Genomic DNA, 14,579 nt, shown 5'->3' with positions numbered 1-14,579 from the left:
TTGGCATCGCTTGTAGGTCGAACTTCAGTTCGACACGGTGGACGAAATAAATTTCGCCCTACAAAACTGTCACGTTCATTTTATCTTCGACCAACACTAACTGTAGCAAAGGATTTACTCGGTAAATATTTCGTTCGTGTTTTACCGGAAGGAAAACTTGTCGGAAAAATTGTAGAGGTTGAAGCGTATCTTCCTGACGATGTTGCAAGTCATTCATATCGTGGTCAGACAAAACGAAATGAGGTGATGTTTTTGAAGGGCGGACATCTCTACGTTTATTTCACGTACGGAATGCACTTCTGTGCGAACGTTGTTACTGAACAAGAAGGAATCGGCGCGGCAGTTCTCATTCGCGGTATTGAACCGCTTCAAGGAATTAAAATCATGGAAAAGAATCGCGGATTGACCGGATTTAATCTAACGAACGGTCCGGCAAAAATTTGTCAGGCATTTTCTTTAGGCAGAAAAGAAAATGGAGTAGACTTATCAGGAAACGAGATTTATATCACCGAAGGGGAAAGCATCCACAATTCACAAGTCAGAATTTCCTCGCGAATCGGAATCACCAACGGCAAAGATAAATTGTGGAGATTTTTTTTGCAAGATGATCCTTGGGTTTCAAAAAAGTAACACAATTTGTCATTCCGCATTTAATGCGGAAACCAATTAGCAAATAGTGATTGGATTCCTGCTGGCGCAGGAATGACGATTACCAATTTGTTTCAAAGTTTCAATGCTTTCTTGAGATAAAACCCTGTATAGGATTCTTTGCATCCGGCAATCTCTTCCGGCGTTCCTACTGCAACAATTCTTCCTCCCGCATCACCGCCCTCCGGTCCCAAATCAATTACCCAATCAGCAGTTTTTATGACATCGAGATTATGTTCAATGACGATGACCGTGTTCCCTTTATCAACTAACTTATTTAATACTGCAAGTAACATCCGGATGTCTTCAAAGTGCAAGCCGGTTGTCGGTTCATCAAGAATATAGAGTGTATTTCCGGTTGCAAGTTTCGAAAGTTCGGTTGAAAGTTTCACACGTTGTGCTTCACCACCGGAAATTGTGGTTGCTTGCTGACCGAGACGAATGTAACCAAGACCGACATCGTGCAACGTTTCCAGCTTTCGTTTGATGCGCGGAATCTCACTGAAAAATTCCAATGCTTCTGTTACGGTCATTTCAAGCACATCAGAAATTGATTTACCTTTGTACAACACCTCAAGCGTTTCCCGATTGTACCGCCTTCCTTTGCAGACTTCACACAACACATAGACATCAGGCAAAAAATTCATTTCGATTTTTCTCAGACCATCGCCTTCACATTCTTCACACCGTCCGCCTTTTACGTTGAAGCTGAACCGTCCGACTTTGTAGCCGCGAATCTTTGCTTCAGGAAGTTGTGCGTACAAATCCCGGATAAGCGTGAACAATCCGGTGTAGGTTGCAGGATTGGAACGAGGCGTTCTTCCAATCGGAGACTGGTCTATGTCAATCACTTTATCAATGTGTTTGATGCCATCAATTGAAGAATATGGCAACGGCACATTCTTCGATTTGTAAAACTTTCTTGAAAGGATGTTGTACAACGTTTCAGTAATTAGCGATGACTTTCCCGAACCGCTTACGCCGGTAATGCAAATGAATGTCCCCAACGGAAAATTCACATCAACAGATTTAAGATTATTTCCTGAACATTGTTTGAGTTGAAGATATTTTCCATTCCCTTTTCTTCGAGTAGCAGGGATTTCAATTTTCTTTTTCCCGAATAAATAATGAGCCGTTAATGAGAGATTATCTTTTCCATCTCCATTCTTTTTTAATTTTGATTTTTGGCTTTTGAATTGTTTTTGGTCCCCTGAGGCAACTAATAATCCACCATGTTCTCCTGCACCCGGTCCCAAATCAATAACGAAGTCCGCGCTTTCAATCATCTCTTTGTCATGTTCGACAACGATGACGGAGTTTCCCAAATCGCGAAGTTGTTTGAGCGAATTTATTAGCTTGATATTATCACGCTGATGAAGTCCGATACTTGGTTCATCAAGAATGTACAACACGCCGACCAATTGCGAGCCGATTTGAGTTGCAAGCCGGATGCGCTGCGACTCTCCTCCCGAAAGCGTTCGGGCAGAACGGTCAAGCGTCAAATAATCCAATCCGACATTCAGTAAAAATTGTAATCGTGTTTGTATTTCATAAATGATTTGATGAGCGATTTCCATTTGTCGCTCGGTGAGTTTCAATTCCTTGAAGAACTTGTTGGCTCTCTGAATTGATTTAGTAACTATTTGGTGAACATTCACCGATTGATGAGTCTTTGCATCAATCAACTTCACAGCCAATCGTTCTTTTTTCAACCGGGCACCGTTGCAAACCGGACACGCAATTCTGCTCATGAATGATTCTACCCACTCACGAATTGTAGTGGTGCTTGCTTCTTCAACATATCGTTCAAGTCCCGCAAGCAAACCGTTGTACCGATGGCGGTATGTTACCGTTCTTCCGGTTGATGAAGTATAAAGGATTTCCAACTTCTCATCACCGGAGCCATACAAAATGATGTCATGAATTTTCTTTGGTAACTTTTTGATGGGTGTGTTGAAATCAAACTTAAACCGCTTTGCTACGGCACGAAGTTGACTCCACAACCATGTCTCTCTCGGTTTTCCGAGCGGTTCGATTCCACCTTCAGCAATCGTGAGTGAATAGTCGGGAATAATCAGGTTAATATCGAATTCCCGTTTTTCACCTAAGCCATTACAATCGGGACAAGCGCCGTACGGTGAATTGAACGAGAAAGAATTCGGTGCGAGTTCTTCGTAACTAATGCCACATCGAACACAAGCGAGAAGTTTACTATATAATTGTTCATCCTTTCCGTCATGCACGATGACGGAACCTTCTCCAAGTTCGAGTGCGGTTTCGATTGACTCTGCAACCCGTGAACGTAAATCTTTCTCCAGAACAATTCTATCAACAACAACTTCGATGTTATGGATTTTGTAACGCTGAACTTGCATTCCTTCGGAGATTTCCTTCGTTTCCCCATCAACCCTAACACGCAGGTAGCCATCTTTCAGAATCTCCTCAAACAATTCCCTGTAATGACCTTTTCTTCCGCGAACAACGGGAGCGAGTATTTGCAACTTCGTCCCCGATTTCATCGCCATGACAGAATCAATAATTTGGTCAACTGATTGTTTTTGCACCGGTTGATTGCAATTGTAACAAAACTGCGTTCCGACACGAGCGAACAACAATCGGAGATAATCATAAATCTCTGTCACCGTTCCGACAGTTGAGCGGGGATTGTGAGAAATAGATTTCTGTTCAATCGAAATGGACGGACTCAATCCTTCGATGTAATCAACATCGGGTCGTTCGAGTCCACCGAGGAATTGCCGCGCGTACGCCGACATTGTTTCCATGTAGCGGCGTTGTCCTTCTGCATAAATTGTATCAAACGCCAAACTCGATTTGCCCGAACCGGATAAGCCGGTAATAACGACGAGTTTTTCACGCGGCATCTCCACATCAATATTTTTAAGATTGTGGACGCGTGCGCCTTTGACGATGAGATTGTTTTGTTGCATGGGTAGGAAGATAGAAAGATAAATTGAGTGGAAGAAATTTAATTCTTCACACTCAATTCAAACGAGAGATTACGAAACGGGAAATAAGTGCAACCGGTTTTTGTGTAAATCCCTCTACATCATGGATGCAATTCATTGAACGAGAACTATCCAAGTTTCATTCGCTTGTTCAGGTATAAAAACAACGCAGTATCAAACGGCATCGAAGTATCGAGCAGAACATAGTCAATGTTGTGTTCACGGCACTCACGCTTATAGGTCTCAAGAAAATTTTTCATTGATTCCTGATAGGCTTTTTGAATGTGCCAGGGTTGCGTTGTCAGTTCTTCGTTCGTTTCCAAATCTTTGAAGACTGCATCGCGACCGAACGCGAAACTTCGCTCCAACGGGTCAAGCACCTGCATGACGATGACTTCGTTTTTCTTGTGCCGGAAATGTTTGAGCGCGCTCATCACCTGGCTTGGCTCATCAAACAAATCACTGAGAATAATTACCAGCCCGCGCCGCTTGATTCGCTCTGCAACTATGTGTAACGATTCTGCCGTACTCGTTTTGTTGCTTGGTTGAATCAATTCCAATTGTTTCAGGATTTGTTTCAGATATGATTTCGTCGCGTGCGGCGGCATGTGCGTTTGCACTTTTTCATCATACACGGTTAACCCGACTGCATCTCGTTGCTGTACCATCAACTGAGCAAGCGCGGCAGTTGTGAACGACGCATATTCCAATTTCGTCATGTTGCCTTCCGACTTGAACGCCATCGAACGACTTGAATCAAGAATCAAATATGCTTTGAGATTCGTCTCTTCCTCAAACTGTTTGATATAGTAGCGGTCAGTCCGTCCGAATATTTTCCAATCAATATGTTTGATTTCATCCCCCGGCATGTACTGACGATGCTCGGCGAACTCGACGCTGAAACCGTGATACGGACTTTTATGCAAGCCCGTGATGAATCCCTCGACCACGAGCCGCGCAACAAGTTCCATGTTGGAAAGTTTTGCGACAACTTCCGGCTGTAAATATTTTCGATATGATTGCTTTGTGTCGGTCACTTTGTTTTCGATTCTTCCGATTGCGCGACCTGAGTTGTCGTGTCGCTGTGAAGAAATTCGCCCGGGTCTTTTCCCATCGTTTGGAGTTCAAACTTTGCAGACGTATAAAGTTCGTGAGTCGGAAACTTCTGCATGAATTCTTCATAGATTGCTTTTGCACTGTCCGGTTTCTTCATGTCATTATTGTAGATGAAGGCAGCGAGGAACATGCAGGTCGGAGCGTCTTTGCTGTTCGGAAAAAGCGTTGAGAATTTCCGGTAGGCGCGAGCGGCTTTTTCAATTTCCCGTAACTCGTTGTTATAAATCAACGCAATGCGATACTGAGAACTTTCAGCATACGCGGTTTCAGTATTATCGTTCACGATTTGTTCGTACCGTTCAAGTGCGAGCGGGAAGTTCTTCTGTTCCTCTGCGGTGCGGGCTTCTTTGTACGTTGCTTCAGGTGAAGGTGAACATCCCCAAAGAACAATGAATGAAAAAAGAAAGAAAAGGTTTTGTTTCATAGAGTATATTCAATGTGTTTGATTATAAATCGGTTAAAATTACAAAGCGACGAACTAACAACCAAACACTCAGGTGTTTCGTTCCATCACTGCAATAAAAAATCCGTCGGTCGGGTAACGATGGGGAAGTAATCTGACAAAATCATCGTTACTTGGTTCGATGCCGAGTTGTTGCAATTGCTCTGTCGGGGAAACGAGCCGAAAATCTTTTCGCTCTTCAAGAAATGTGTTCACAACATCTTCATTTTCTGTTTTGAATAATGAACATGTAGCATACACCAAGCGTCCGTTTTGTTTTACAAAGTCAGCATTGCTTAACAGAATTTCTTTTTGCTTCTGTGGATATGAATCCACCATTGCTTCAGTAAGATGTCGCTTGATGTCAGGGCTTCGACGTATGCGCCCGACACCGCTGCACGGTGCGTCAACAAGAACGAGGTCGGCTTTGTTCGTTAATTCGTTTTTATTGATAGCATCAACCGTGAGCAACTTAATGCTACGAATATGTGAACGAGTTTTCCTGACTTCCAATCCTTCAAGTCGTTTTGCATCAATATCAATCGCGATGAGTTCACCGCTATCGTTCATCATCTCAACCATGTGCATCGTTTTTCCGCCGCCGCCTGCACACGCATCAATTACAAATTGCCCGGGTTTTGCATCAGCGAGCAAAGAAATGAGTTGACTTCCTTCATCCTGAAACTCAAACAAACCTTGCTTGAATGCGGGGGAAGCCTGACGATTAAATCGTTTCGTCGTAATCAATCCGACAGGGGAGAAGTGGGTTGGAGAACTTTCAATCGTTTCATCAAGTAATTGTTGTTGACATTCTTCCCGCGAAACTTTGAGAAGATTGACGCGCAATGTTGCACGAGCGCTTTTATTCAATCCTTGCAACAGTACTTCGGTTTCATTACCGTACTGTTCGAGAAATCGTTTCACCATCCAATCAGGAAACGAGTAGTGTGTTGCCAATCGTTCAACCTGGTCGGGAATATTCAAAACATCGTTTGCATGTTCTTCCAACAATTTGATGTACGATGCTAAATCAATAGAAGGATAATGCGTTCGCCAAAGTTCTTCAAGTCCGATAAGCATGTCGTCCGCAGGATGTTCGAAGACGATTCGGGCATGAGCAACATACGAAGGTAAATACTTGAAATGATTTGATGGGTGAACAATCTCGCCGGAGTGATTCTGAAAAAACGATTGACTCAGAAAATGTACATACCGCCAATCCCGTTGCATCCCGAAGACAGACGCACGGATTCTGAACCGGTCACGCGCTCCCAAGTAATGCCGTTCTTTGAAAAAAATCCAGACAATTTGGTCAACAGGTTTTGAACTCGCTTCGGCAAGTGCACAGACTTCTAAAATATGTCCGACGATGGAAGCAAGTTTCATACGGTGATGATTGGTTCGGTCATTTGTTCCGTCATATAGCCGCGGGCCATGCGCGGCGTGTTGTATGCAACACCGACTTCTCCGCGCTTATTCATCACGATGACTCCGCCGTAGCCGTCAACTTTTCGTTTCAGCAAATCAATTCCTCGTGTTGCGGCATCGGAAACATCGCCGCCATTTTGTTCGAGCATGTCAATCACCGTTTTTGCCATGACAATTTTAATCATCGCTTCGCCCCAACCGGTTGTCGAGACACCGCCGATGTCGTTATCCGCATACGTTCCGCAACCGATGAGCGGAGAGTCACCGACTCGTCCCGGATGTTTATTGAATGTTCCCCCTGTAGAAGTTCCGACACAAATATTTCCATCGTTATCCATTGCAACCGCTCCGACTGTATCGCTTGCCGCCTGTGTCTTCTTGAATGCGTCTTTTGTGCTGAAGTGTCCGCCCGATTGAAAGGCTTTCCATTTGTTCAGTTCGCGCGGCGAAACCATCTCTTTGTAGGAACACAAATTCATTCCATGTTCGAGTGCAAAATCTTCTGCCCCGCTTCCGGCAAGAAGGATATGTTCGCTTTCATCCATTATTTTTCTTGAGAGGGAAATCGGATTACGGATGTGTCTGACTGCGGCAACCGCACCGCACCTTAGTGTCTTCCCGTTCATGATACTTGCATCGAGTTCAATCAAACCATCAGCATTTAAATGAGAACCGAGTCCCGCATCAAACGTTCCGTTGTCTTCGAGACTCTTTACCACTTGTTCGACGGTATCAACCGCGCTGCTTCCTTTCGTAAGCATTTGCCAGCCAAGGGAAAGGGCTTCTTGAACACCGAGTTTATGTGCATCTAACAAATCATGAGGAATGTCCCATGCACCACCGTGGATAATCAGAGAAATCATATTCGTTCTAAATCTTCAAAAATTGCTCCAAAAGGTAAGAAAATTAGGAGGGATAACCAACTCTAATTTTCAGGCATCGCCGGCTTCATATTACAGTTTTCCGTTGTCATTGGAGAAATGATCATTGACGAATACGTGAGTATAACATTTGATGCTATGGCCGTCGGAAAAATTCAATCAACCCGCGTTTATCCAATCCAACTGAAATTGAATCCCCATCACCAAACTCACCCGCAATCAATCGTTCGGAAAGTTTGTTGACGATATGATTTTGAATGACGCGCTTTAGCGGACGTGCACCAAGAGTCGGGTCGTAGCCAAGCTTCGCAAGCCAATCTTTTGCTTCATCGGTAAATTCAAGTTTGATGTTCTTTGCATCAAGCATGGTTTGAACTCGTTTGAGTTGCAAGTTAACGATGAGTCTCAGTTCATCTCTGCCGAGAAGTTTGAAGAGAATAATTTCATCAATGCGATTGAGAAACTCCGGACGGATGGATTGTCGAAGAATCTCGAACAAGTGCACGCGCAACTCTTCATAGATTGATGCAAGCGAATCATTCCCCAAGCCTTGATATTCCATCAACTTCTGCATGATGAGTTGAGAGCCGAGATTCGATGTCATGATGATAATTGTATTCTTGAAGTTGACCGTGCGTCCTTTGCTATCGGTGAGCCGTCCTTCATCGAGAACTTGCAACAGCACATTGAACACTTCAGGATGCGCTTTCTCAATCTCATCAAGCAACACGACGGAATACGGCTTTCGTCTTACCGCTTCTGTCAGTTGCCCGCCTTCTTCGTAACCGACATACCCGGGCGGAGCGCCAATCAAGCGGGAGACAGAAAATTTTTCCATGTACTCGCTCATGTCAATGCGCACGAGAGCGTTTTCATCATTGAATAAAAACTCAGCAAGCGCACGGGCAAGTTCAGTCTTTCCAACGCCCGTGCTTCCGAGAAAAATGAACGAGCCAATCGGTCGTCGTTCATCCTGCAAACCGGCGCGACTTCTCCGAATCGCATCAGCAATTGCGCGCACCGCTTCCTCCTGACCAATCACCCGCTCGTGCAATCTGTCTTCAAGATGCAACAACTTTGTTCGCTCGCTCTCCAACATTCTGCTAACAGGAATGCCTGTCCACTTTGCAACAACTTCTGCAATGTCCTCAGCGTCAACTTCTTCCTTCAGCATCTTTTTATCTTTTTGGATGACGGTCAAGGATGCGCTCGCTTCTTTCACGTTCTTCTCAAGCGATGCAATTACACCGTAACGCAACTCAGCGACTTTTGCCAAATCTCCTTCACGTTCTTTCTTCTCTGCATCGGCTTTTGCATGTTCGATTTCCTCTTTCATTTGCCTGATAGACTGAATCAAGGCTTTTTCATTTTGCCAATGCGCTTTCAGTCCTAAGCGTTGTTGATTGAGTTCAGCAAGTTCTTTGCTGATGTTCTCCAATCGCTCTTTTGATGCTTCATCTTGTTCACGCTTCACAGCTTCACGTTCGATTTCCAATTGCTTGATTCGTCGTTCAACTTCATCCAATTCTTCCGGCATCGAATCAATTTCAATGCGTAACTTGGATGCAGACTCATCAACCAAATCAATTGCTTTGTCAGGAAGGAAGCGGTCGCTGATGTAGCGATGACTTAACTGTGCCGCCGCGACTATCGCTCCATCGGTAATGCGAACGCCATGATGAACTTCATATCGCTCTTTCAATCCACGAAGAATGGAGATTGTATCTTCCACTGTCGGCTCATCAATCAATACCGGTTGGAAGCGACGCTCTAACGCAGAGTCTTTTTCGATGTGCTTTCGGTATTCATCAATCGTTGTTGCGCCGATTGCGCGCAGGTCGCCGCGTGCAAGCGCGGGCTTGAGCATGTTTGCCGCATCCACAGCGCCTTGCGCCGCTCCTGCACCGACAAGCGTATGTAACTCATCAATGAAAAGAATAATCTCACCGTCCGATTCCGTTACTTCTTTGAGAACGGCTTTTAACCGTTCTTCAAACTGTCCGCGGTAACTTGTGCCGGCGACAAGGCTTCCCATATCGAGCGCTATGATTCGCTTTGTCTTGAGATTTTCAGGAACATCTCCCTGAATAATCCGATGGGCGAGTCCTTCAGCGATTGCAGTTTTGCCGACGCCCGGCTCTCCGATGAGAACCGGGTTATTTTTCGTCCGACGTGATAGCACTTGCAACACACGACGTATTTCCTCATCACGACCGATGACCGGGTCAAGTTTTCCGCGCCGTGCAAGTTCGTTCAGGTCTCGTCCGAATCGTTCGAGCGATTGATATTTTTCTTCCGGTGTTTGGTCAGTGACGCGCTGTGTGCCGCGAACTTCTTTCAATGCTTTGTAAATCGTTTCCTTCGTGATACCTTGGTCACGCAACAGTTTTCCTGCTGCGCTCTTTGCCGAAACCAACGCCAACAATAAATGTTCGGTGCTGACGTATTCATCCTTCAGCGATTGTGTTTCCTTCAGCGCCGCCTCAAACAATTCATTCAGCGATTGACCAAGATATTGATTGCCGACTCCGGAACCTGTTACTTTCGGTAACTTCTCCAACGCCTCTGCAATTTTAATCTTGATGTAATCAACATTCGCTCCGAGTTTCCGAAGAATCGGAACGACCAATCCTTCGGTATCCTGCACAAGCGCGGCAAGCACATGTTCCGGCTCGATTGCCTGATTGCCGTAACTCTGTGCAATCTCCTGCGCGTTCTGTACGGCTTCCTGAGATTTGATTGTGAATTTGTTGAAGTTCATTTGTTAGTTTTCTGTTTCCGGTTTTCTGTTGTTCAAATTCACCACTGAAAAACACTGAAACAGACACTGAATAACACTGATTGTTGTTATATCTGTGAATATCTGTGTTAGCATCCGTGACATCTGTGGTGAATCAAAAAGCCGCCCCACACAAGTAGGAGAGAGTACCAATGCAAAGCGGCTTGTTTTATTCATTTACTTTATCACTATCTACAAAAGAAAGGGAGCGGAGGAGTAGCGAGCAGGGGAGAATATTCCCCCTATGCTCTCTACACCCTTTCACCCTTGCCCATGACAGACAGGAATGTCTGTCCTACTTCTTCTCATCCACAACCTCAAACGAAGCATCCTCAACCTTCTTCTCATCGCTTGGCGCTTCGCCGGTTGGTGAACCGTGAGGAGGTGGAGGCGGTTGTTGTCCTGCTTGTTGCTGTTGCGCGGCGGTTGCGTGTTTGTATAACTCAGCTGAGACTTCGTTCCACACGGTATCGTGCGCTTCCATCTTCGCTTTGATGTCGTTGATGTTCCCGCTCTTCAATGCGTTTTCGAGTTCATCGGTTGCAGTTTCTAACTTACCTCGTGTTGCCGAGTCGAGTTTGTCACCGAGTTCTTTCAACTGCTTGCGTGTCTGGAAGATTTTGCTGTCCGCCATGTTCTTCGTTTCGACTTCTTCGCGTTTCTTTTTGTCTTCCGCCGCATGCGCTTCTGCATCGCGCTTCATCTTATCAACTTCTTCTTTGCTCAAGCCGCTCGATGAAGTGATGCGAATGCTCTGCTCTTTGTTCGTGGCTTTGTCTTTTGCCATGACGTGCAACATTCCGTTCGCATCAATATCAAATGTGACTTCGATTTGAGGAACGCCGCGCGGTGCCGGTGGAATTCCATCGAGATGGAACTTGCCGAGCGTCCGGTTATCGTACGCCATCTGTCGCTCGCCCTGCAAAATATGTATCTCTACCGATGGCTGACTATCAGCCGCAGTCGAAAAGATTTCGCTCTTGCGTGTGGGAATGGTAGTGTTTGCCTGAATCATCGGAGTCATGATGTTGCCGAGCGTTTCAATGCCGAGCGTCAACGGAGTTACATCAAGCAGAAGAACATCGGTGACTTCGCCCGCAAGCACGCCCCCCTGAATTGCCGCGCCGATTGCAACGACTTCATCCGGGTTGACGCCTTTATGTCCTTCTTTTCCGAAAATTTCCTTCACAAGTTGTTGCACGCGGGGAACGCGGGTCATTCCGCCGACGAGAATTACTTCATCAATCTGGTCAGCACGTAAGCCCGAATCCTGCATCGCTTTCTGAACAGGAGGGACACAACGTTGAATCAAATCTTCCACCAACTGCTCAAACTTTGCGCGGGTAATATTCAGGTTCAGGTGCTTTGGTCCTTCGGCTGTTGCCGTAATAAACGGGAGATTGATTTCCGTCTGTTGCATTTGCGAAAGTTCCATTTTTGCTTTCTCAGCCGCTTCACGCAAACGCTGGAGCGCCATCGGGTCTTTCCGTAAATCAATTCCTTCCTGCTTTTTGAATTCATCAGCAATAAACTCAAGCACGCGTTGGTCGAAGTTATCGCCACCAAGGTGCGTGTCGCCGTTGGTGGATTTCACTTCAAACACACCATCACCGAGTTCGAGAATGGAAATATCGAACGTACCGCCGCCAAGATCGAACACAGCGACTTTACTATCTTTATGTTTTTTGTCCATGCCGTACGCGAGCGCGGCAGCAGTCGGCTCGTTGATGATTCGGCGAACGTTGAGTCCGGCAATTTCTCCGGCTTCTTTCGTTGCCTGACGTTGCGCATCGTTGAAGTACGCGGGGACGGTAATTACCGCCTCTGAAATTTTCGTGCCGAGATAATCTTCAGCCGTTTGTTTCATCTTCTGTAAGATCATCGCGCTGATTTCCGGCGGTGAATAGACACGGTCGCCAATCTTCACACGCGCGGTGTTGTTCTCGCCCTGCGTAACATTGTACGGCACAAGTTTCATCTCTTCCGTTACTTCGTTGTGGAAGCGACCCATAAATCGCTTAATCGAAAAAACGGTGTTCTGTGAGTTAGTCACCGCCTGACGTTTCGCCGCCTGACCGACTAACCGCTCTCCGCTTTTCGCAAAGCCGACGACAGACGGAGTCGTTCGTGCGCCTTCTGAGTTCGCAATCACGACCGGGTCTTTCCCTTCCATCACGGCAACAACCGAGTTGGTCGTGCCTAAATCAATTCCAATAATTTTGTTTGACATTGTTTGTTCTCTCCTTGTTGATAAAAAAATATGAAAACTATAGGGAGCGTCATGCCGAATTTATTTCAGCATCTACACAGGTGCGCATAGACCCTGAAACAAGTTCAGGGTGACGGTGTACTTTTACCGTAGTTTTCTAAAACTATTAACGCACCCTTAACTGCAACCGGTGTGCCACGAACGAACTTTCATTTTTTGTTTGTTTTGAACAGTCCGTAAACCATGAAAGAAATCGACTGACATCCTGTCTTTTATCGTGCAGTAACTGTCATTTATTCAGCCATTATTGGGACAAAATCTTTGAGATTCATGCGCATTCTTGGTATATTTGCAAAAATTTTTCAAGGAGAAATTGATGATTCCCATAGCAAACAGAATGCGTCGTCTTGGCACGGAGACGGCGTTTGAAGTACTCGCAAAAGCACGTGCGTTAGAAGCCAAAGGTAAACACATAATCCATCTCGAAATCGGTGAACCGGATTTCGACACACCCATCAACATCCGCAACGCGGCGAAGAAAGCGCTCGATGAGTCGTTCACGCATTACGGTCCCGCACCGGGATTGCCGCCTGTTCGTGCGACGATTGCAAATTACATCTCGACAACCCGCGGCATCGAAGTGAAGCCGGAACAAGTTGTTGTCACGCCCGGCGGAAAACCAATCATGTTCTTCACCATCCTCGCTTGCATTGATGAAGGTGATGAAGTGATTTACCCGAATCCGGGATTTCCGATTTACGAATCGGCGATTGAGTTCGTCGGCGGTAAAGCAGTTCCGTTGCAGTTGAAAGAAGAAAAAGATTTCCGTTTCGACATCAACGATTTGAAGCGGCTCATCACCAACAGAACGAAGATGTTGATTATCAACTCGCCGGAGAATCCGACAGGTGGAATTCTGACAAAGGAAGATATACAGGAAATTGCCGCTCTTGCAATCAAGCACGACATTCTTGTTTTGTCTGATGAAATTTACAGTCGGAGTGTGTATGATGGATTTCAGCATTTCAGCATTACCTCGATTCCCGGAATGCAGGAACGAACGGTGTTGCTTGATGGATTTTCAAAAACATACGCGATGACCGGATGGCGGCTTGGCTACGGTGTGATGCCGGAAGAACTTGCAAAGTTGGTGACACAGTTACAAATCAACAGCGTCTCCTGCACGGCAAGTTTTACACAGATTGCCGGAGTCGAAGCGTTGACAGGAAATCAGGATGAAGCAGAAAAGATGGTTGCAGAATTCAAACGCCGCCGAGATGTTATTGTTGACGGATTGAATTCAATTCCCGGTTTCAAATGTTTGAAGCCGCTCGGTGCGTTCTATGTTTTTCCGAATATCACCGGAACGGGACGCGGTTCGAAAGAACTGTCCGAATTCTTGTTGAATGAAGCGGGCGTCGCCTGTCTTTCAGGAACTGCGTTTGGAAAATTCGGAGAAGGATATTTACGCTTCTCTTACGCAAACTCGATTCCGAATATTGAGCAGGCGTTGGAACGAATTCGAAAAGTATTGAAGTAAATTTAACACAGAATGTGCGACTCACTTTATCTTCTACGATATTAATAGTCGGACTTTCAAACGAATGAAGAAGATAGTGAGTCGCACATAAGATGGCAATGAACGAAAATGACATCTGTTGGCAGCAACGCTTTAACAATTTCAAGAAAGGATTGTTGCAACTTCAAAAGTTTATAGACAAAGAAAACCTGAATGAACTTGAAAAGCAGGGATTAATAAAAGCGTTCGAATATACGTTTGAACTTTCCTGGAATGTCATCAAGGATTATTATGAGTTTCAGGGAAGCGAAGGAATTCAGGGAAGCAGAGATGCCTTTCGTCTTGCGTTCAGTCGAAAATTGATTTCAAACGGTGATGCCTGGTTGGACATGGTAGAAAGCAGAATCAAATCGGCACACACATATAATGAAGAAACTGCAGATGAAATTGCAGAGGCAATTCTTCATACATACTATCATTTGTTTGTTGAACTCCAACAGACGATGGAGAACATACGCAACAGCGCGAAGAAATAATTCAATCGTCAAATTCTCATTTCGGATTGACCGAGAGAGTATTGGCACAAATCAT

10 protein-coding genes are annotated in these 14,579 nt (G+C 45.3%); 3 read left to right on the top strand and 7 right to left on the bottom strand.

Annotation, left to right across the window (positions count from 1 at the left end; translation table 11 throughout):
- Nucleotides 1-630 (top strand): DNA-3-methyladenine glycosylase, encoded by a 630-nt coding sequence (locus HY960_02200; protein MBI5214544.1) that lies wholly within the window; start codon nt 1-3, stop codon nt 628-630.
- A gap of 92 nt (nt 631-722) precedes the next feature.
- Here the strand turns inward: HY960_02200 and uvrA are convergent, their stop codons facing one another.
- The 7 genes from uvrA to dnaK all read right to left on the bottom strand — a co-directional run bounded on the left by uvrA (nt 723) and on the right by dnaK (nt 12,490).
- Nucleotides 723-3,596, bottom strand: a complete 2,874-nt coding sequence (gene uvrA, locus HY960_02195; GenBank protein MBI5214543.1) for an excinuclease ABC subunit UvrA — start codon at nt 3,594-3,596, stop codon at nt 723-725.
- A 146-nt stretch (nt 3,597-3,742) separates the two neighbouring features.
- Complete coding sequence (locus tag HY960_02190; protein ID MBI5214542.1) at nt 3,743-4,585, bottom strand: DUF58 domain-containing protein; 843 nt, start codon at nt 4,583-4,585, stop codon at nt 3,743-3,745.
- 62 nt (nt 4,586-4,647) lie between these two features.
- The gene (locus tag HY960_02185) at nt 4,648-5,154 is read right to left on the bottom strand and encodes a tetratricopeptide repeat protein (protein MBI5214541.1); all 507 of its coding nucleotides are present in this window, start codon (nt 5,152-5,154) and stop codon (nt 4,648-4,650) included.
- Nucleotides 5,155-5,223: 69 nt separating this feature from the next.
- On the bottom strand, nt 5,224-6,558 hold the full coding sequence (locus HY960_02180) for a class I SAM-dependent methyltransferase (GenBank protein ID MBI5214540.1): 1,335 nt from the start codon (nt 6,556-6,558) through the stop codon (nt 5,224-5,226).
- The gene (locus tag HY960_02175) at nt 6,555-7,463 is read right to left on the bottom strand and encodes an isoaspartyl peptidase/L-asparaginase (GenBank protein MBI5214539.1); all 909 of its coding nucleotides are present in this window, start codon (nt 7,461-7,463) and stop codon (nt 6,555-6,557) included. Before HY960_02175 ends, HY960_02180 begins: the two co-directional genes overlap by 4 nt.
- A gap of 154 nt (nt 7,464-7,617) precedes the next feature.
- Nucleotides 7,618-10,242, bottom strand: a complete 2,625-nt coding sequence (clpB, locus tag HY960_02170) for an ATP-dependent chaperone ClpB (protein ID MBI5214538.1) — start codon at nt 10,240-10,242, stop codon at nt 7,618-7,620.
- A 313-nt stretch (nt 10,243-10,555) separates the two neighbouring features.
- Nucleotides 10,556-12,490: a molecular chaperone DnaK gene (gene dnaK / locus HY960_02165; GenBank protein MBI5214537.1), complete on the bottom strand. Its 1,935-nt coding sequence runs from the start codon at nt 12,488-12,490 to the stop codon at nt 10,556-10,558.
- A 355-nt stretch (nt 12,491-12,845) separates the two neighbouring features.
- Here dnaK and HY960_02160 point away from each other — a divergent pair, with 355 nt between their 5' ends.
- Nucleotides 12,846-14,009: a pyridoxal phosphate-dependent aminotransferase gene (locus HY960_02160; GenBank protein ID MBI5214536.1), complete on the top strand. Its 1,164-nt coding sequence runs from the start codon at nt 12,846-12,848 to the stop codon at nt 14,007-14,009.
- Nucleotides 14,010-14,107: 98 nt separating this feature from the next.
- Entirely contained in the window at nt 14,108-14,524 is a 417-nt protein-coding gene (locus tag HY960_02155) for a nucleotidyltransferase substrate binding protein (GenBank protein ID MBI5214535.1), read from the top strand.
- Nucleotides 14,525-14,579 lie beyond the last annotated feature (55 nt).

Source organism: Ignavibacteriota bacterium, from assembly GCA_016212665.1.
In the GTDB taxonomy this organism is placed as follows: domain Bacteria; phylum Bacteroidota; class Ignavibacteria; order UBA10030; family SZUA-254; genus FW602-bin19.
The sequence above is the reverse complement of the archived record's forward strand: the minus strand, read 5'-3'. Positions and strand labels throughout refer to the sequence as shown.